Below are 19,160 nucleotides of genomic sequence, written 5' to 3'. Positions count from 1 at the left end.
AGAGGACGGAACTACCCCCTACAGCTTTTTCGCGTCCGGCACCCTCAGCCGCCCGTCTCCCGTAAACCACAGCGGCGCGCTCAGCAATCCGAGCAGCATGGCGGTCAGCGCCGCGGCCGAAGACAGCACGAACATGATCAGAATCTGATAGCGCACCGCCTCCACCGGGTCGGCTCCGGCCGCAATCATACCGGTCATCATGCCGGGAAGCTGGACGAGTCCCGTCGTCTTCATGCCGTCGATCGTCGGAATCATGCCGGAGCGGACCGACCGCTTGATCGACGCGTGAATCGCCTGCTTCGCGGTGGCGCCTAAGGCAAGCAGAGCTTCGATCTCTCCGCGGGCCGCTTCCATTTCCCTTTTCATCGCATTCAGAAAAAGACCCGCCACGATCATCGAACTGCCGATGGTAATCCCGCTGATCGGGATAATAAACTGCGGAATCGCTTCGATGATGCCAAAACCGAGGAGCAGAGACATCGTCACGGCTTCCGTGCAGGCCAAAGCCAGGGCGATCCTGGTTTTGATGCCGGGAATCTCCTTGGCCCGCTTGCTCACGTTCCAGGTAGCGACCGCGATCATCGCCGCCACGATCAAGACCATAAACAGCGGGTTCTTGGCATCGAACACCATATGCAGCACATACCCGACAAACAACAGCTGCACGGCGGAACGTATCGTGCCGACGATAATTTCTTTCTCCAGCCCCAGCTTCTGCCTCATGGACAGCAAAATCGTCACGGCCACAAACACCAATGTGCTGGCCAGCGCAAGATTGGACATCAGTCTGCCTCCCTTTCCCGGTCCAGACGCGAGATAAAGCGGCGCGCCTGCTCGGTCGAAGGCCCCCCGAAGAATTCTCCGGTCCGCGCCGACTCCATTAGCCGCCCTTCGTCCATAAACCATACGAAATCGCTCGTTTGAGCCGCCTGTTCCAGATCGTGCGTAATCCAGACAAGCGACGTGCCGCCGCTTTGCGACCAATCGACGAGCAGGCGTTCAGCCGCCCTCTTGCTGCCGGGATCGAGCGACGCCGTTACCTCGTCGAGGAGCATCACGTCCGGCTGAAGGAGCATAGCCCGGACGAGAGCCGTCCGCTGCTTTTCGCCGCCGGACAAATCCCCGCCCTGCTTCGCCCAGTCCAGACCTTCCAGACCGAGCGCAGCCATGTACCGCTCTGCGAGCGCGCGGTCGAACGGGGTTCCGTGCAGCCTGCTCACCGTCTGTAAATTCTCCTCCACGCTGCCCGGCAGCATAACCGGCTGCTGGGCGACGTAGCATATTTTTTTACGCCACTCCTGCGGCTTCCAGCCGTCCGAGTTTTTGCCATGAAGCTGGAGTTCCCCTTCGTCCGGCCGGTCGAGACGGGCCAGTATGCGGAGCAGCGTCGTTTTCCCCTGCCCCGACGTCCCGATCACCGCAACCCGTTCCCCTTCTCCCACTTCCCCCGAGATATCCCGGAACAAATAATCGGAGGGGCGGTCGTGCCGTTTTTTTGAAATACCGTGCAAAATCAGCCTCGTACCCACTATGTAACACTCCCTGTCGCAAACGCCTCAAGCATCCGCTAGTCGTTATCCCCCATTATAGCCCGGGACGGACCGGACGAAAATACACGGTGGGAAAGCAATCGTTCCGGTGAAATCGCCGGCGGCGAATTGAACTTGATTATCCGCCTCAATAAACATAGGCTGTTAATGATGAGGCTCATCAACTGTGGTTCCTTTCCGGTTTTTCCGGTAAAGACCACAGCTTTTTTTGATTCGGTTATCTGCGCTTTCTCCACTCGACCGGATGAAAATAAAAAAGAGCGCAGATTCAAAGAAATATTCAACAGGGCTCTCTCCTCATGGACCACATATAAATAAAAGCCCCATCCAATTGGACGGGGCTTTTATTTATTCCCTAATGCATGGAGTGTTGACCTAATCCTCTTTAGCTCCTCCAGCCGCCCAATAACCAGCCGGGAAAGCTACCAGGAATGCAGCAATAAAGCGAATAGTCATGTTTGAGTCATAGTAAAAATCAAGTCTTGTTGCAATCGTAATGACTGCAAGGACAAAAGGAATGGCCAGAAGTGTTCTTTGGGTGCGAGTTTTCACAGCATCACCACCGTTTTACTTACTTATTTTAAATCGTAGTAATCTTTAGTAGTCATTACTGTTAAATATTACTAATAATTAACATGGAAATCAAAGGTAAAAATGCAGGAGCGTTCGCACAAAAGAACTGTAAACAACGCGTTAGCCATTTTCATGAGTTACTTGGTGAAAACATGACAATGGCCTTTCACCCCGAAGTAAATCCCTCGCAAAACAAAAGCTGCGGACCTTTCCGGTATTCCCGGCAAAGACCGCAGCTTTTTATCTTTCCTATCACTGTCTCTCCGGCTGAGCGGAAGTCAATCTTTCATCTACAGGATTTCGTCCGGCGAATGTCCCTGCTGCGCTCTATTTCAAAAGAGCGTATATCCGCCAGAGCTTTCCGCCAAAGACTTACCCGCTCTAACTTCTCACCACGTACCCTTCCCAGCGTGCTTGCAGCGGGGCGTCGCAGCCAACGGAGGTATTTCCTCCGGTCGTCTAAAGCGGCCCGCGGCGACTTGGCTGTTACCCGCCGCCTGTCACCGCCAGCTGTCGCCCCTAGCCGTTACCGCCGTCCGTCTGCCGTCACCACCCGCGCTCACTCCGGCCGCTCCAGCGAGAAGATCTCGCCGAGCTTGCTGTAGCTGCTGCCGGCGAGCCGGCTGACCGGACGGAGCGCGCCCGGGTCGATGCGCCCTTCGCTGTACAGCTCGTCGGCGATGTGGAAGCGGACCACGCGACCGATCAGCAAATCGCACGCCGGCGCGGATTCGATGCCGCCGAGCGGGATGGACCGCTCCAGCACGCACTCCATGCGGATCTTCGCTTCGGATACGCCGGGCACGGCGATTTTGCCGCTCTCGACGAGCGTAAGTCCCGCAAGCTCGATCTCGCTCTCATCCGGCGGCAGCCCGGCCGCGGTCGCATTGATCGCGTCGATGTACGATTCATCGCTGATGTGAACGACGAACGCGCCCAGATCGTGTGCGTTACGCGCCGTATCCTTCGGCTCTCCGTTCTTCCGCTGGACGGAGACGGAAATCAACGGCGGGTTCGCCGCCACGATGTTGAAGTAACTGAACGGCGCCGCGTTGACGACGCCTTCTTTGGACAGCGTCGTCACGAACGCGACCGGCCGGGGAATAATGCTCCCGATCAGCAGCTTATACGTCTCGCGTTCGCTCTGGCTTTCTGGATCGATCTCAATCATATTCGCTCTCTCCTTTCCCGCCCGCCTCTGCTTCTGGGGCTGGGTACTGTGACTCCGGCGAGGCAGTTCCATTAGGCGGCGCTTCCCGCCCTGCAGGATTCTTCGGTTACGCCGCGACCCTGATCCGTTGGATACCCGTGCCTCGCACGCAGCCTCAGCCCTTAAAATGATCCGCAAACCACTGTGCTGCGGCATTGACTTCCGATCCCGTCAGCTGGTGCCCGTAATTCTCCCAGTGAATGTCCACTTCGGCGCCCGCCGATTCCAGCAGATTCTTGAGCTCTTCCGTCTCGCCCGGCGTGCAGAGCGGATCGTTCTTGCCCGCCCCGATAAAAACGGGCAGATCCTCGGAATCCGGCAGCTCAATTCCTCTGCGGGGCACCATCGGGTGATGAAGGATCGCCCCTTTCAAAACCTGCTTGTAATGGAAAAGCAAGCTGCCCGCAATGTTCGCCCCGTTGGAGTAGCCGACGGCAACGAGATTGCCCCGGTCGAATCCGTACTGCTCAGCCGCTTCGTTCAGAAACGCGTAGAGCTCCTCCGTGCGGAATATGAGATCTTCTTCGTCGAATATGCCCTCTGCCAGCCTGCGGAAAAAGCGCGGCATCCCGTTTTCGAGCACGTTGCCCCTGACACTCAGCACGGAAGATTCCGGCGAGATGCGCTCTGCCAGCGGAAGCAGATCATGCTCGGTTCCTCCCGTCCCGTGGAAAAGGACCAGGACAGGCGCCGCCGGATTGCTTCCTTCGCGGTATACATGTTTCATCGTCATTGTTTATCCGCCTCCAATACACGGACTTCGATAGGAGGAAGTCCCTTCTGAATAGTCGCCCGGTGAGGTTCATACCATTCAGGCAGCACAAGCTCTTCGCCCAGTGCCTCGAACGGTTCGTCGCGCGTGAAACCCGGAGGATCCGTCGCGATTTCGAACAAGATTCCGCCCGCCTCACGGAAGTAAATCGCGTTAAAATACTGGCGGTCGATTACCGGCGTAGGCTCGAATCCGTTCGTCTGGACATGATCTCTCCAGTCCTCGTGGTCTTCGAAGTCTTTGGCCCGCCATGCGATATGATGGACCGTGCCTGCTCCGCCGGCGCCTTGAGGCACCACGTCCTTTTTGATATCCACCACGTTGCCGATGTCGCCTTCCGATACGAAACGGACCAGGCCCTCTTCCTCGGCGGTTCTTGTCAGCCCCATGACATGCTCAACGGTGTGCATCGTACTTTCCGGGTTCAGGCTGTACAGCACTGCGCCGCCGAAGCCCTTGATCGCTTTGTCGGCAAGCACGCCCCCGAACGACCATTTGCTTTCCGTCCCTTCCGCCCGTTCCACCAGCTCAAGCTCCAGGCCGTCTTTATCCTGGAATTGGATATACGTTTCCGAGAAACGCTTCGTCTCCCGGTAAGGAATATCCAGCTTCTGCAGCCGCTCTTTCCAGAAAGGCAGCGCTCCCTGCGGAACCGCAAAGGTCACGATGCCGACCTGACCGCCCCCGATGCGGCCTTTGCGCGACGTTGCCCAAGGGAAGAATGTAATAGCCGTGCCCGGGCTTCCCGATTCATTTCCAAAATACAGATGATACACTTCCGGCGCGTCGAAGTTGATCGTTTTTTTCACGAGTCTAAGACCGAGCACACCCGCGTAAAAATCAACGTTCGCCTGCGCGTCTTTTACAAAAGCGGTTATATGATGAATGCCTGCTGTTTTTTTCGTCATGATTCAGCACCTCTTCGGTTTTAATATAGGTTGGCTTTACAGGAGAAAATTAGTCGGGAGCTTCTCAGAATGAGTCCCTGCTTACGAATTCGCCGACCGGCTTGCGGTAGCCGCGCGGCCTTTGGCCGGAAACGTCTTCCTTGCCTATCGTAATGAGCAGGGCCGGTACATACCGGTCCGGGATGTTCAGCGCCTCGCGCATCGCGTCCGGATCGAAACCGATCATCGGGCAGGTGTCCCACCCTCTGTCTTTGGCGGCCAGCATGAAGGTCATCGCCGACAAGCTCGCGTTGCGGATCGCTTCGTCGTGTTTGAACGCTTCGCCTCTATCCTCGTAGAACGCCGTGACCGCTTGGATCGTCTGATCATATTCCTGCTTGGTGATCACGCCCAGATTCAGCAGCCCTTCGTTGATCTTACCGGCCTCGTGATGGGCGTCCCTATGACCGAGCACCAGAATCGCCGCCGACGCCATTTTTACCTTGTATTGCTTGTTAGCGGCCTCATACACCCGCTCCTTTACCGCGGGATCTTTCACGACCACGTAATGCGCGTGCTGCAAATTAAAAGCCGACGGCGTATATTTGACCAGGCTGAAAATCGCATCCAGTTCCTGATCCGGCAGCTCGACACCTTGAACGAATTTGGTGGCCGATCTGCGTTCTTTTAATACCGTTTCGAAATCATTCATGAAAATCTCTCCTCTATTTCGGCAGGGGTAGGTTTGCGTCTATATCAACCGTCAAGCGGATGCTTGCGGGAAATGTATGTCGGTCGCGCCGGGACTTATTTTGCGGGTATCGTGTCGGACAAAAAATCCTTACGGCAGGTCGATCAGCATGAGACGGGCTCCCGTCTCCGTATGCAGGTCGAGCCCCTCCTGCTCCGTAATGCGCGCCGCGTCCCTGCGGGAGAGCTTGTAAGCGCCGTCCGCCGCGGCGGAGCCTTCGATGACGAAGACGTACATCCGTCTTCCCGGCTTCTGGCTGAAAGTCAGCGTATGTCCCGGCTCCAGCTCGGCCAGGTAGAGCGTCAGATCCTGATGAATGCGGGCCGGCTTCACCCCGCCACCGTCAGCACCTTCGGCGGTTTCCCGCTGCCTCCCCGTTACGACGGGGACCCATTCGTTGCGCCGGGTGCCCAGGTCGTAGGAAGCCTGCTCATAGGAAGGGGCCAGCCCTTCCTCAGCCGGGGTAAACCAGAGCTGGAGCAGCTCCACTTCTTCCGAAGCCGAAGGATTCGTCTCGGAATGCTCGATGCCGGTCCCTGCGGTCATCCGTTGGACCTCTCCCGCACGCATGACGGTTTTGTTGCCCAGCGTGTCTTCGTGCTGAAGCTCTCCCCGGAGCACCACCGTCACAATCTCCATTTCCTCGTGCTTATGGAAACCGAAGCCCGTCAACGGCTGCACCCGGTCATCATTGAACACCCTCAGCGGCCCGAATTCCGTATTGCCCGGATCGAAATATCCGCCGAATGAAAAACTGTGGCTCGTATACAGCCAGCCGTGATTTCTCGTAATGCGCGCCAGCGCTCCATGTACTTTGATCATGAGAACCGCTCCCCCTCATCCAAATTATCTCCACATGAAATCTTAAATTTGATTATCTTAATTTTAAGATAGTTGCCAAAAAATTTTTCAGCTCTGCTTTTGAGCCGCCGTGCCCAGCTTTTTGATCAATCCGATCGCCAGCTTCTTCTCTTCGGCCGTCAATCCGCCCATGCTCGCTTTTACAACCTCGGCATGCTCGGGAAAAATATCGTTAAACAGCGCCGTACCCTGCTCCGTAATCTCCGCATAAGTCACCCGGCGGTCACTCGGACACGAGACGCGTCTCAGAAGTTCTTTCTTCTCCAGCTTGTCGATATTGTAGGTGATGCTTCCGCTGGTCACCAAAATTTTGTCTCCGATCTGCTGAAGCGGAAATTTTCCTTTATGGTACAAAAGCTCCAGTATGGCGAACTCCGAAGGAGACAAGCCGTGTCTTTTCATATCTTTGACCGAGCGATCCATAATGACCTTCTGAGCTTTCGAAAGGACGACAAACAATTTAAGCGCCAAGTCGGTTTCTTCATTTACCAAAGTGCTGTCCTGTTCTTGCATGCGGTTCACCGCCGTTCCGTTGATATCTCAAATTTAAATATCTTTAATTTAAGATAAATATACACCTCTTCGAAAGAGGTGTCAAGCACATTCGGAATATGGGTCCGGAACTTTTTTGCCTGCATAAATAACACAGGCGCCTACTCCGGCGAAGGCCCCAGCGGGATGCGGTACTGCGAGCATTCTTCCACGATATGCTCCCCTTGCGAATAAATCCAGCGGAAGCGGAATTGACTGCCGCCATAGCCCGTTTTTTCGCGGATATCGGGCACGACCACCGTCTCCATATTGTCCAGCAGCGTCCGCTGCATATCCGTCAGCCTCTGCTCGTTTGCCTTCCGGCGCTCCTCCGCTTCCTCTTCGGACGACGAAGTCTGGAGGTAATACTCGCGGCCGACCTCTTCGGCACTCCAATCCTGCGGCAGAGGCGCTCCCGAACCGCGGAATATTTCCTTCACCGTTTCAATCCAATCGTTGTAAAGATCCATTTCTACTTTCAAAATCGGGTCCCCCGTTCTTCCGGCTTTACCGGTTGTCTCTCTGATTTTACCCTATTCCGGGGCGTTTTGGACAGAGAGCGGGACGCGTACTCCAAATAGCACCGAATTGTGCCGCCCCGGCGGCAAGCTGAAGAATTCTTAACCAGATATTCGTTTGCGAGCGATTTCGTGCACTAATTCGCATTTACCGTAAGACCGGCTCGTATCCAATAAAAAAGAACCCTTCCCGGCGGAAAGGTTCCACTTCATCAGCGCTCGCAGGCAATCTGGTCTTTGTCCCGGTCGAGCTTCTTGTTCGCGTCGTAGAGTTCTTTTGAAGCGTAAGGCTTGTACTTGGTTTTGCCGCCTTTATTCTTGGTTGAATCCGAACGGGCGACACCGCCTTTATAGTCTTTGTTGAGTTCGGTGCAATTTTTGTAAGTCTTGGCCGCTTTCGCCGCCGCGTGATCGCTCAAACCGAGAGGCAGGGCCACAAACAAAGCTGCCGCAAGTACCGCCGCTAATTTTTTCTTCATCCTCGTTATCCCCTTATGAACGAAATTTTCACGTTACAAACCTATCATAAAGGGTTAGGTTACCGTTTCCAATACGTTTTGAGCCTTGTTAGCTAAAAGTTTCATAAAGTTTATACGGCGGTGTCCAGCAAAGCCGCGAGCCCTCTCTTCTTATCCCGACTGATCCCGCGGACTATGGCCGCAAACAAACGGTAACATCCGTACCCGACCATAACGCCGATAAAATTCAGCAGCACATCGTTCACATCTACAGTCCGGTATCCGGCACGGATAAGCAGGGAAAGAACCAACTGGGCGCCCTCGATTGCCAAGCCGAACATGACTCCAGCCAGAAGCATACGTTTAAAACTCACCTTCCGGAGAAAAGGCAGCCCGAACCCGAACGGAACCGAAAGCAAAATATTGTTGTAAATTTGCGCGTCGTCCCAGCGGATGAAGCCGGTCGGATTAAGGTCGTAAGAGAGCCGGAACATGCTATCCTCTTGAATAAACAAGGGCACCGGAAAAAGGGTGTAGCGGATTACATTCACGATATAAAGATAAAAAATAGCATAAAGAAGCAAATATAAATAGCTCCGGTTATGCTTGGTTTTCAGCCGAACGAGTAAAACGATCAGCACAAGGAGAGCCAGCACTGCAGTCGAAGCGTCAAAATCCCATTGCATACAAACTTCCTCCAAACTATTCCCGATCTTGGACAACAACCTCGATATCCTTAAATAAGATATTGTCATACAAAGTCACATGCCAAACTTTCTTTTCGTTGTCCAGAGAGATCTTCTTCACAGTCGGGATACGGGTCTCTTCCTGATGAAATGCCCTTCGCAGCACCTCCTCAGGCTCCAGAACCGCGCCTTCAGGCTTCCCCGGTTTTTCCTTAGAGAGGAAGGTTCCGCTTGTTTGTCCCGGATAGGACGTCATGATAACTCCTATAGTTTCAACCGTAACTTTCTCACCTACGTTAACCTGATCCGCAATTCCCGCTATCCAATCCGCATCATAAACTTTTTCGTTACCTAATAAGCCACTTTCCGTATCGCTCACAAGCAGCGCCCGATTCGCCTTCGTGTCCTTTTGCACCACATATCCGATAAAAGTCCCTTTTGACTGTTCCGGACTTTCTATACATCCCGGCAAGCAGCCAAGCAAGAAAATAACTAGAAGGATGTTTCGGAGCATACACGGCCCTCCTTATTTGTTCACTTATTTCCACATCCTTACAGACTTCGTTTTCTCACAAAAAGTTTCTTTTCCGTCGGATATTCTCCCCTACTGAAAAAACGGATAAAAAAAAAAGATGCCCGGAAACGGGCATCTTACTTCGATCGTTTAAGGCGTCCACCAGTTGCCGGATACCATAATCATGCTGAGGACGCGGATGCTGTTGTCGTAATAATAGCTGTCGGAGGTCGGCGAGTTCACGATGTCGCTCCACACCTTGTTCAGCCACGCCTGGTTGGACGAATCCACCATCGCACTGACGGCAAAAGGCGCGGTGAACGCGATCGCGTGATCCGCTTCGATCACCTTGCCGCTGAGCTCGTAGCCCGAAGCGATCTTGGCCGGGTTGCCTCCGGTTGCGGACTGGATCCAGCTGTTCATTTTGCGGACCTGGCTTAGCGCCCGGGTATCCCCGCTTATGAGGTAGTCCGTCGCGATCCGCCAAGGCGTCCGGCAGGAGTTCCAGCTGTAGTCGTTATCGGTCGGCTCCTCCAGATAACCTTCCGGCGCCGGCGCGTAAGTGCCGTCCGATTTGCGTACGATGAAGTCAGGAAGCAGCCCCGTATTCGGGGAGTTATTTTTGAACACCGTATTGATCACGTTGTAAGTCGTGTCCGACACTTTATCCCAGTTGGCATTGCCCGTGGCGGCCTTAAACGCCTTAAGATGATTCATCATAAAATCGGACGCGCGTGTGCCCGGACCGTATTCGGGATCGCTGTCGGAGGCCCAATCGCCCATCTTGAGATGGAAATACTTCGCGTGCACTTCACGCTTCATGATGGCATTGATAATTTTCACGGCTTCGCTCTTGTAGTTGACCGTTCCCGAGCTGCCCCACTGCTTGTCGGCAAGCAGCAGCGCGTACGCGATATCCATATCGCCGTCCGTAGCCGCGTCGCTGCCCGAGGTGTCCACGATGTTGCCCGACGAATCCTTCGCCTGCTGCCACGCCATCAGAGCCGGATCGATCGAACTCGGGTGAGCTTTATAGAAGCGGTAAAGCCCGTCGAAATACGTCTGGGCGTCGGCATCGTGACCCGCCATATAGGCGGTGATCAGCATGCCGTATCCGTGGCCTTCCGAGCAGGAAACAACGTCCTTCGGTTTCGTTACGATTTTTTCTTTATTATAAAATACGTAGTACTGGTTTGAAATCTTCGGATGCTTGACGAGGTATCTCGATTTCCATTCGTCATATTTCGTTTTGACCTGCTGATCGAGCTGGGCCTGGGTATAATTGTTCGGTTTGATCGTGCCGGACGTATACGAGACATGCTGAGGGAACGGTTTTAGGGCGGCTGCCGCGACTGCGTTAACAGCCTGACTTTGTACCAGGGTATCTTCCGAAGCGGATGCGGCCGGTATACCTTGAGCTCCCGCCATAACCGGAGCGGCCACCAGACTGCATAACAAACAAGCGGATGCGGTGAATCCCAGTAATGTTTTCTTCATCGTTCATTCTCCTCTCTGATTTGCACTGCGTATGAATCGGACCAGCAACATCCCCGCCCTTTCGCGCGGGCCACCACCTCCCGGCACGCATCGGCCAGACCACACTCCACAGTCCGGTACATAAAAGTTAAAGCGCTTTAACTTTTGGCCGTAAAAAAACAGCTGTCCTTACCTGACCCAACAAATTCGTGAACGAAATTGCGATTTTCAGAGTAATGCGGCAGCTGCGGCGTTTTGATCTTAAGTAAAACTATAAGCGCTTTCAATTTCCTTGTCAACCATATTTTAGAAATCGTTATATGATTCTTTTGTAAATATTTGTTATGTTTTTAACTTTCCTTATTTTCCGGGCAAGCTTCGGCGGCAGATACGGCTTCGATCACATCCGTAAAGGAGATCCCTAAACAACTCCGGACGATATAAGCCGATTCATTAAACGCTTCCGCTTTATGAGCGTACCTTTTGGCTTGTCCTTTATATCCCAGGGAATCGTAGAGTTTTGCCGTTAGCTGATATTCATTAGCTTGATTAAAAAGCAGGACACACACTTGAAACGCTTTCTCCAATTCTTTCAAGCCTCCAGTTTTCAAATCTATTTTGGTAAAGTTGAGGTTGAGGGGCCAAGCCGTTTGACCCTTCATAAAAATGCCGGTTGAGATGAAGCCTTAATTCACCGATACTTTACAATAAATGGGATTCATAACACTCTGATCATACACGATTTGTATAGTTATGTCTATACAAAATAACCGGAGAAGAGCCGACATAGGCTCATCCTTCATGGAATTCGTAAAGCTCCTCCATATGGCAGTCAAGAGTGAAAGCGACTGTGGCGGCCGCATCGAAAGACATCTTCTCCCGATCGTTGACCCAGTTGGAGATTTGATGCCTCGAATAGCCCGTCCTCCGTGCCAATTCAGCCTGTTTCATCCCGGCCCTTTGAAGCAGCAGCCTAAGTCGGCAGTTCCCGCGGGTGTATGCCAACCTGTATTTCTCCCCTCAGTAATTCATGATGTTGGGTTCATTGTATCATTCACGTCATTAATAAGTAAGCGTGCCGACGGCATTTCGGCAAAGATAACAGGTAACGAATCGCAGTAGAAAAAAAAGAAAAACCCTTCTTTACAAGCGAAGGGTTTAAAAATTGCAGACGGCCTTACCTGTCCCCGAGCAGCCGCTCATGGAGAAAATCAACGACATGCATGACCTTCATGCTGCCGTCCCCGTGACGCTCGTTGCCCAGCTTCATTTGAAGCAGGCAGCCGGGATTACTCGTCAGCAGATAGCGGGCATCCGTGGCGTTGGCATGGACCATTTTGTGATCCAATATCTGATTGGCCATTTCCGGCTGGGTCAGATTATAGATGCCCGCTGATCCGCAGCAGCGGTCGGCTTCGAACATCTCCACGTACTCGACGCCCGCCACCTGCCGCATAAGCTTGCGCGGAGCGTCGGAAGAGCGCATCACATTGCGCAGATGGCAGGAGTCCTGGTACGTGATGCGCACGGAAGGCGCTGCCGTGGCAAGTCCCGCAGGCGGCTGCGCCTGTGCAAGCGCGTCCGCGCTGCCCGTGCAGGCCGCCGCCGTTTCCGCCTGCGCGGACGCGTCGTCGATGGCCGCGAGCTCGGCGCCGATGTCCGCCGGAGCGGCGGTCGTGCCGCCTCCGGCGGATGCCGGACCGCCCGGCTCAGCTCCAGCGGCGCCTGGTGCGTCGGCTTCGGCCGCTGCCTTTGCAGGCGTGCCCGCAAAGGCGGCAGAGGCTCCCGCCTGCCTCGCCGTGGTTGCAGCCTGCGCCGCACTCGCTCCGGCGGCGCAGGCTCCCGCCGCGGCAGCACCCAGGCCGCCCGCCGCGATAGCCCAGCCCTGCTCGGCGAATTTCGGCACCCGGCCGAAATTGACGAGCAGGTCGCTGACATCCTTAACGCGGGCGGCAAACCACGCCGCGTCGTCCTTCCACTGGGCGTCCTCATGCAGCAGATGGTCGTACTCCGTCAGGATGGCTCCGCAGCCGCCCGCGTTGGAGACGATATAATCCACGCCGGCTTCCCGGAAGGCGCGGATGTTGCCGCGGGCCAGCGAGCGTGCCCCGTCCGCCTCGCCGCTGTGCGCGTGAAGCGCGCCGCAGCAGTTCTGCGTGTCGGGGATGACCACTTCGAAGCCCGCTTGCGTCAGCAGCTCAACCGTATGGACGTTCGTTTCCGTGAACATCACGTCCATCAGGCAGCCGCGGAAAAGCCCGACGGTCGCGATCTTGGCCCCGACAGCCGCATGACGGCCGCCGATCCGCTCGATCACGCCCCGCGAGGACGACTCCGGCAAAATCTGTTCCATTTCTCTCATGTGGTCAGGGAACAGCTTCATGATGCCGCTGCCCCGCGTAATTTTCTGCAGCCCCGAACGCTGATAGAATCCCAGCGCGCCGCCCAGCAGCTTCATCCGGTTCTGCTTCGGGAATACCGCCTTAAACGCCGTGCGGCGGGCAAGCTTCACCCAGCCGCGGTGACTGTCCGTGTGATCCTCGATCGCATCGCGCGCCTGCTCGATAAGCTGCCCGTACTTCACGTCAGCGGGGCAGGCCGGCTCACAGGCCCGGCAGCCGAGGCAGTGGTTCATCTGCTCTTCGAAGGCGGCGTCCGGCGCCATAATCCCGTCCGCGACCGCCTTCATGAGCGCGATGCGGCCGCGCGGGGACTCCGCCTCGATGCCCGTTTCGCGGAACGTCGGGCAGGCCGGCAGGCAGAAGCCGCAGCGCATGCAGTTCGTCAACTGGTCCTCGTCCAGGCGGAGCTTCAGCTTTTGTGCCAGCGGATTGCTCGTGGTGCATGCTGCTTTCTCAGCCACGGTCGATCACCACCCTTTTACGTGATTCTTTGGCGAAAACTTTGCCGGGATTGAGCAGATTAAGCGGATCGAACGCCTGCTTGATCCCCTTCATGACCTCAATGCCCGCCGCGCCTACCTTCCACTCCAGGAAAGGGGCTTTGACGAGACCGACTCCGTGTTCCCCGGTAATCGTTCCCCCGAGCCGGATTGCCGCTTCAAAGATTTCCTCGAAAGCGGCCTCCACCCGGTGAACCTCCTCCGGATCGCGCGCGTCCGTCGTCGCCGTCGGGTGAAGGTTTCCGTCGCCCGCATGGCCGAACGTGCAGATGGTTACGTCATGCTTCTTGGCGATCCGGTTAATCTCCATCACCATGTCGGCGATTTTGGAGCGGGGCACGGTCGCATCCTCCAAGATCGTCGTCGGACGCAGCCTTGCAAGCGCGGTAAAGGCGCTGCGCCTTGCCGTCAGCAGCTTCAGCGCTTCCTCTTCGTCCGCCGCGACGGCGATGCGGTCCGCGTTTTCGCCGCGGCAGATGTTCTCGATCATCTCGATATCCCGCTCCACCGTGGCGGGATCGCCATCCTGCTCGATCAGCAGAATCGCTTCCATATCGAGAGGCAGCCCCAGCTTGGCGAAATCATCGACCACCCGGATGGTCGGATTGTCGAGAAATTCAAGCGTGGCCGGGATGATCCGGTTCTCGATAATTTTCGAAACGGTGCGCGCCGCGCCGTACAAATCTTTGTACATCGCCAGCATCGTCTTTTTCGCCTTCGGCGGCGGAATGAGCTTCAAGGTCGCTTCCGTAATGACGGCCAGCGTTCCTTCCGATCCGACGAGCAGCTTCGTAAGGTCATACCCGGCCACGTCTTTCATCAGCTTACCGCCGGTGCGGATAATTTCCCCGCTCGGAAGCACAGCCTCCAGACCGATAACGTAATCCTTCGTTGTCCCGTATTTCAGCCCGCGCAGCCCGCCCGAGCACTCGGCAATGTTGCCGCCGATCGTGGAGATCGACATGGAACTCGGGTCCGGCGGGTAAAAAAGTCCCAAAGACTCCACATGAGTGATAAACTGTTTCGTATTCAAGCCCGGCTGTACGACCGCCGTTAAATTTTCCAGATCGACCTCCAGAATGCGGTTCATCCGGTGCATCACCATCACAACCCCGCCCTGCACAGGCACGGTTCCCCCGCACAAATTCGTACCCGATCCGCGGCTGATAATCGGTACCCGGTGTTCGCTCAGCACCTTCATAATGGCCGACACCTGCGCGGTATCTGCCGGATAAATGACGCCGTCGGGCAGCGACTGGAGCATCGGCGTCCCATCGTAGGAATGGGTCACGAGCGACTGGGGATCGTCTTTGAACCCTTCCGCGCCCGCAATGGCGATCAATTTTTGTCTGACTTGTTCGTTCAGCAAATTCAGCACCCCTTTTATAAAATCGGTCTGCTCCTGAAAACGTCTTCATTTCCATACGACTGCTTTTAATGAAGCCATTTAAAAGTTGAAGTAAATTTCATTAATAGATCAGGTCATCTGATGACTTTCTTTACAATTAAGTATACACTAAAATAAATCAACCGGAAGCCGGAAAATAAAATTTTTAATACGGGGGCTTAACAGATGGATGTAAATACGAACGGACGGCCGCTTAAAAGTCATGAATGGGTGTTGAACGATCTCCGGAAGCAGTTGGAGGAAGGACGGCTCGCCGTCGGCGACCGCCTCTCTTCCGTCGTGGACCTTGCCGCACAGTACGGCGTGGGCCGTTCCACGATTCGCGAAGCGCTGAGCGTCCTCAAGGCCATGGGCCTGCTCGATATCCGGCAGGGCGGCGGCACCTTCGTCAAGGCGCTTCCCTCCGAGCCCCCGCACCCGGGCCTGCTGCGCCCGGAATGGGTCGGCCGGGCCGAATCGCTGCGGCACATCCTCGAGGTCCGGCGGGTGCTGGAGACCGGCTGCGCCTCTCTTGCCGCCGGCAGCCGGACGGAGGCCGATCTCGCCGCGCTCTCGGGCACCCTCCGCAGCATGGAGGAGCATCTCGGCGACGAAGCGCTGAGCGAGCAGGCGGATGTTCGCTTCCATGAACAGATCGCCGCCGCCACGCACAATCCCGTGCTGGCCGATCTGATGGCGTCGCTTTCGCAGAAGCTGCACGACAGCATGAAAGACACGCGAGCGCTCTGGTTTTACGCCGAGCGTTCATCGGCGGAGCGCCTGCTGCGCGAGCATCAGGCCATTTTCGACGCCATCCGCTCCCGGCAGCCGCAAGAAGCCTCGGCGCGAATGGAGCAGCACATCACCAAAGTGGAGCAGGTGCTCGGGGAGAAAGGCGCCGATGTTACGTCCCGGTAACGTCACGGCTGGACGGCGCCCTTGCGCCGCTTTCTTGTTGAGCATGCAGTTACTCGCTTGCAAGGCAAACCCTCTTCGCGATCGTCACGCGACTACGGTGCAGGCAGGTTGCCGGCTCGTGTCGTCCAGCCTTTTAGCTGCCCGACGACCTTGCCCGCAATTCACGATTTTTCATCGGATTATGTACGTCACGGCCGGCAGCTCGTCACGCTCCTAACCCGAAAGCCACAGGTTCAAGTCCCGTCCGCAGCCTGTCACGGCTCACTTCGCACCCGCGGGTTCTCTCCGCCCGGCGGCAGCGCGTGCCCCGGCAGGCGGACAGCCCGTCACACCCTTCCGCAAGCTGAATAGGATGCTACAAGCAACCTTCGGGAGGGATTGTCGTGCCTACCATCAGCCTTTGCATGATCGTGAAGAACGAAGAAGACCATATCGGGCGCTGTCTTGCGTCCGTGGCGGATCTCGTGGACGAGATCGTCATCGTGGATACGGGCTCCACGGACCGGACGGTCCCCATCGTGCGGGAGTATACGGACCGGGTCCATCATTTCCGGTGGATCGACGATTTTGCCGCCGCCCGCAATTATTCGTTCAGCCTGGCCGAAAAAGAGTACATCCTCTGGCTGGACGCGGACGACGTATTCGAGGAACCGGACCGGATCAAACTCGCCGCGCTCAAGAAAACCCTGGAACCTTCCGTTGACGCGGTTAATATGGTTTACAACCTCGCTTTTGACGAATTCGGCCAAGTATCCGCCAGCATCCGGCGCAACCGCCTCGTCAAGAGAAGCTGCGGCTTTCTCTGGCACGGGCCCGTGCACGAATATCTGGAAGTCCGCGGGAGTGTCCGGACGACGGATATCGCCGTCACCCACCGGGCTCTGCACCACGACAGCGGCCGCAATTTGCGCATTTACGAAAACCGGCTGGCCCAGGGAGAAACGTTCTCGCCGAGGGACTTGTTTTATTTCGCCAATGAATTGAAAGACCACCGGATGTATAACCGGGCCATCCATTATTACCAGGAGTTTCTCGGGACGGGGAACGGCTGGATCGAGGACAACATCTCCGCATGCGGCAGGCTCGCGGACTGTTTCCATGCGCTCGGGGACGAGAAGCGGGAGCTGGACAGCGTGTTCCGCTCATTCCTCTACGCAAGCCCCCGCGCTGAATTTTGCTGCCGGCTGGGTTACGTCTTTTTACGAAAAAAGGACTGCCGCACTGCCGCCTACTGGTACGAGGCCGCTTTGCAGGCGGGCAAGCATACCGATTCGTGGGCGCTGACTCATGTCGCTTGCTCGACCTGGCTCCCGCATCTGCAGCTGTGCGTCTGCTACGACCGGCTCGGCGAGCACGAGCTGGCGCACCGGCACAACGAGACGGTGCTGGAGTACCGTCCCGGCGACCGCCAAGCTCTAGCCAACAAGATTTATCTCGAAGGCGTGCTGGCCGGAAAAGAAGGAACCCCCGCGGATTAACCCGCGGGGGTTTTGTTTGCATTATTCGCCGAGTACCGCGCTGGGAGCTTCGCGCGGCCGGAAGCCCGGCAGTTTATTGGGCTCAGCGGGGTCTTTTCATACCCGCGATGAGTTCCCGGCGCGGTACGGCACCGCCTGAAGGCGATCAGCCCTCCGGTTTTTTGATAACATGAACCGCCCGAACCGGTCGGCCGGGCTCCGGCGGTCTCCTCCTCCGCTGACGCTAACCCAGCACCGGCGGCTTCCTGCGCGGGCGAAGCTGCTCGAAGGCGTAAGCCAGCTTGATGAGCACGGGCTCCGCGAAAGCTCCCCCCGTGAACATCACGCCGAAAGGCATCCCGCTCCGCAAGTACCCGCCCGGCACCGCGATCGAAGGATAACCGGCTTTGGCCGCGATCTCGTCGCCCGCCGTGTTCGGGAACAGCAGCGCATCGAGCTGATGCCTCTGCATCGCGCAGTCGATCCCTTCCGTCCGGGACAAGCGCAGATCGGCCAGCCGGTGAAGCAGATACTCGGGTTCGGTCAGCTTGCCCGAAGTGGCTTCCGACCGGATCAGCACCTGCTGCCCGTACTTCAGCGCTTCGTCCGCGTGAGCCTCGTTAAAGGCGATCAGCTCCTCCAGCGTATGCACCGGCAGTCCGTCAGGAAGCCTGCCCAGATACGCGTTGATACCCGCCTTAAACTCGTAGTAGAACACCTTCGAACAGTGACCGGACAGCTCTTCCAGCGAAGGAATTTCCACCGGATCGACGATGACCGCGCCCGCCCCCCGGATTTCATCCAGCAGGCTTTCGAAAAGCTCCCGCTCTTCGTCCGTGAGCGGGTCCAGGTGCTCGCTGCGCGGAACGCCGATCCGCGCGCCCTTCAAGCCGTTCTTGTCCAGATGGACGGTAAAATCGGGCTCTTCCAAGCCGGCCGCGCTGCCTGTCGCCGCATCCTGCGGGTCGTACCCGCAGAGCACGCCAAGCAGCGCGGCGGCGTCCGCCACCGTCCGGGCCATCGGTCCGGCGGTGTCCTGGCTGTGCGCGAGCGGAATGATCCCGCTTCGCGAAATGCGGCCCAGCGTCGGCTTGATGCCGACGACGGAGTTGTGGATCGCCGGGCTGAGAATGGAGCCCGACGTCTCGGTTCCGACGGCAACCGTCGTGACGTCGATAGCGACGGAGGCGCCGCTTCCCGTGCTCGATCCGCCGGCGTACAGATCCGCTCCGTACGGGTTCAGCACCTGGCCTCCGCGGGAGCTGTAACCGGAAATCATATCATCGGCCATGAAATTGGCCCACTCCGTCATGTTCGCTTTGCCGAGGATGATCGCACCGGCTTCCCTCAGCTTTTTGACAAGGAAGGCGTCTTCCCCGGCATAATGATCCTTGAGCGCAATGGAACCCGCGCTAGTATGCATGTTATCCGCCGTCTGAATGTTGTCCTTGAGCAAGACGGGAATGCCGTGGAGCGGTCCGCGGACTTGTCCGAGCCGCCTTTGGGCGTCTGCCGCCTCCGCCAGATGCAGGGCGTCCGGATTCAGCTCCAGGACTGAATTAATGCCGGGCCCCTGCTGATCGAACGCCGCGATCCGTTCCATATAATACCGGACCAGTTGGAACGATGTGCATTCTCCCTGCTCCATGGCATGCTGCAGCCCGGCAATGGTTGCTTCCGCAAATATAACCATCATGCGGTTCCCCTCT

22 protein-coding genes are annotated in these 19,160 nt (G+C 56.6%); 2 read left to right on the top strand and 20 right to left on the bottom strand.

What is annotated here, in order from left to right:
- Window positions 1-18: 18 nt before the first annotated feature.
- The 19 genes from HMPREF1207_RS17125 to HMPREF1207_RS17040 form a co-directional block, all read right to left on the bottom strand.
- Entirely contained in the window at window positions 19-783 is a 765-nt protein-coding gene (locus tag HMPREF1207_RS17125) for an ABC transporter permease (RefSeq protein WP_009672192.1), read from the bottom strand.
- Window positions 783-1,529 (bottom strand): ABC transporter ATP-binding protein, encoded by a 747-nt coding sequence (locus HMPREF1207_RS17120; protein ID WP_009672189.1) that lies wholly within the window; start codon window positions 1,527-1,529, stop codon window positions 783-785. The genes HMPREF1207_RS17125 and HMPREF1207_RS17120 overlap by 1 nt, the downstream gene beginning before the upstream one ends.
- 38 nt (window positions 1,530-1,567) lie before the next feature.
- Window positions 1,568-1,834, bottom strand: coding sequence for a hypothetical protein (locus tag HMPREF1207_RS17115; protein ID WP_036740170.1), 267 nt, complete (start codon window positions 1,832-1,834; stop codon window positions 1,568-1,570).
- A gap of 91 nt (window positions 1,835-1,925) precedes the next feature.
- Entirely contained in the window at window positions 1,926-2,102 is a 177-nt protein-coding gene (locus HMPREF1207_RS29870; protein ID WP_170318607.1) for a hypothetical protein, read from the bottom strand.
- Window positions 2,103-2,682: 580 nt separating this feature from the next.
- Window positions 2,683-3,294 carry a flavin reductase family protein gene (locus HMPREF1207_RS17110; protein ID WP_009672124.1) on the bottom strand — a complete coding sequence of 204 codons (612 nt, stop codon included), beginning with the start codon at window positions 3,292-3,294 and terminating at the stop codon, window positions 2,683-2,685.
- 154 nt (window positions 3,295-3,448) lie between these two features.
- Window positions 3,449-4,060 carry an alpha/beta hydrolase gene (locus tag HMPREF1207_RS17105; protein WP_170318609.1) on the bottom strand — a complete coding sequence of 204 codons (612 nt, stop codon included), beginning with the start codon at window positions 4,058-4,060 and terminating at the stop codon, window positions 3,449-3,451.
- Between the two features lie 2 nt (window positions 4,061-4,062).
- Complete coding sequence (locus tag HMPREF1207_RS17100) at window positions 4,063-5,013, bottom strand: ring-cleaving dioxygenase (protein WP_009672242.1); 951 nt, start codon at window positions 5,011-5,013, stop codon at window positions 4,063-4,065.
- A gap of 64 nt (window positions 5,014-5,077) precedes the next feature.
- Window positions 5,078-5,704: a nitroreductase family protein gene (locus HMPREF1207_RS17095; RefSeq protein ID WP_009672049.1), complete on the bottom strand. Its 627-nt coding sequence runs from the start codon at window positions 5,702-5,704 to the stop codon at window positions 5,078-5,080.
- A gap of 129 nt (window positions 5,705-5,833) precedes the next feature.
- On the bottom strand, window positions 5,834-6,565 hold the full coding sequence (locus tag HMPREF1207_RS17090; RefSeq protein WP_009672250.1) for a pirin family protein: 732 nt from the start codon (window positions 6,563-6,565) through the stop codon (window positions 5,834-5,836).
- Between the two features lie 87 nt (window positions 6,566-6,652).
- A complete protein-coding gene (locus HMPREF1207_RS17085; protein WP_009672080.1) occupies window positions 6,653-7,117 on the bottom strand; it encodes a MarR family winged helix-turn-helix transcriptional regulator in 465 nt (154 codons plus the stop codon).
- 140 nt (window positions 7,118-7,257) lie between these two features.
- A complete protein-coding gene (locus HMPREF1207_RS17080) occupies window positions 7,258-7,617 on the bottom strand; it encodes a hypothetical protein (protein WP_009672190.1) in 360 nt (119 codons plus the stop codon).
- 248 nt (window positions 7,618-7,865) lie between these two features.
- Window positions 7,866-8,132, bottom strand: a complete 267-nt coding sequence (locus HMPREF1207_RS17075; protein WP_009672248.1) for an excalibur calcium-binding domain-containing protein — start codon at window positions 8,130-8,132, stop codon at window positions 7,866-7,868.
- A 110-nt stretch (window positions 8,133-8,242) separates the two neighbouring features.
- A complete protein-coding gene (locus HMPREF1207_RS17070; protein WP_009672171.1) occupies window positions 8,243-8,797 on the bottom strand; it encodes a VanZ family protein in 555 nt (184 codons plus the stop codon).
- A gap of 16 nt (window positions 8,798-8,813) precedes the next feature.
- Window positions 8,814-9,311 carry a DUF3221 domain-containing protein gene (locus tag HMPREF1207_RS17065; RefSeq protein ID WP_009672065.1) on the bottom strand — a complete coding sequence of 166 codons (498 nt, stop codon included), beginning with the start codon at window positions 9,309-9,311 and terminating at the stop codon, window positions 8,814-8,816.
- 150 nt (window positions 9,312-9,461) lie between these two features.
- Window positions 9,462-10,808, bottom strand: a complete 1,347-nt coding sequence (locus tag HMPREF1207_RS17060) for a glycosyl hydrolase family 8 (protein ID WP_009672033.1) — start codon at window positions 10,806-10,808, stop codon at window positions 9,462-9,464.
- 329 nt (window positions 10,809-11,137) lie between these two features.
- The gene (locus tag HMPREF1207_RS17055) at window positions 11,138-11,374 is read right to left on the bottom strand and encodes a hypothetical protein (protein WP_009672204.1); all 237 of its coding nucleotides are present in this window, start codon (window positions 11,372-11,374) and stop codon (window positions 11,138-11,140) included.
- 205 nt (window positions 11,375-11,579) lie between these two features.
- On the bottom strand, window positions 11,580-11,792 hold the full coding sequence (locus tag HMPREF1207_RS17050; RefSeq protein WP_016423834.1) for a helix-turn-helix domain-containing protein: 213 nt from the start codon (window positions 11,790-11,792) through the stop codon (window positions 11,580-11,582).
- Window positions 11,793-11,964: 172 nt separating this feature from the next.
- The gene (locus HMPREF1207_RS17045; protein WP_009672058.1) at window positions 11,965-13,650 is read right to left on the bottom strand and encodes a (Fe-S)-binding protein; all 1,686 of its coding nucleotides are present in this window, start codon (window positions 13,648-13,650) and stop codon (window positions 11,965-11,967) included.
- Entirely contained in the window at window positions 13,643-15,058 is a 1,416-nt protein-coding gene (locus HMPREF1207_RS17040; protein ID WP_009672147.1) for an FAD-linked oxidase C-terminal domain-containing protein, read from the bottom strand. Before HMPREF1207_RS17040 ends, HMPREF1207_RS17045 begins: the two co-directional genes overlap by 8 nt.
- Window positions 15,059-15,262: 204 nt before the next feature.
- On the opposite strand from HMPREF1207_RS17040, the gene HMPREF1207_RS17035 reads away from it, so the two are divergent.
- Both HMPREF1207_RS17035 and HMPREF1207_RS17030 read left to right on the top strand, forming a co-directional pair.
- Window positions 15,263-15,994 (top strand): FadR/GntR family transcriptional regulator, encoded by a 732-nt coding sequence (locus HMPREF1207_RS17035; RefSeq protein ID WP_009672214.1) that lies wholly within the window; start codon window positions 15,263-15,265, stop codon window positions 15,992-15,994.
- Window positions 15,995-16,377: 383 nt separating this feature from the next.
- On the top strand, window positions 16,378-17,472 hold the full coding sequence (locus HMPREF1207_RS17030; RefSeq protein WP_009672269.1) for a tetratricopeptide repeat-containing glycosyltransferase family 2 protein: 1,095 nt from the start codon (window positions 16,378-16,380) through the stop codon (window positions 17,470-17,472).
- A 223-nt stretch (window positions 17,473-17,695) separates the two neighbouring features.
- Here HMPREF1207_RS17030 and HMPREF1207_RS17025 read toward each other — a convergent pair whose 3' ends face one another.
- Window positions 17,696-19,147, bottom strand: coding sequence for an amidase family protein (locus HMPREF1207_RS17025; protein WP_009672181.1), 1,452 nt, complete (start codon window positions 19,145-19,147; stop codon window positions 17,696-17,698).
- Window positions 19,148-19,160: the final 13 nt, after the last annotated feature.

This window comes from Paenibacillus sp. HGH0039, from assembly GCF_000411255.1.
GTDB lineage: Bacteria > Bacillota > Bacilli > Paenibacillales > NBRC-103111 > Paenibacillus_F.
The sequence above is the reverse complement of the archived record's forward strand: the minus strand, read 5'-3'. Positions and strand labels throughout refer to the sequence as shown.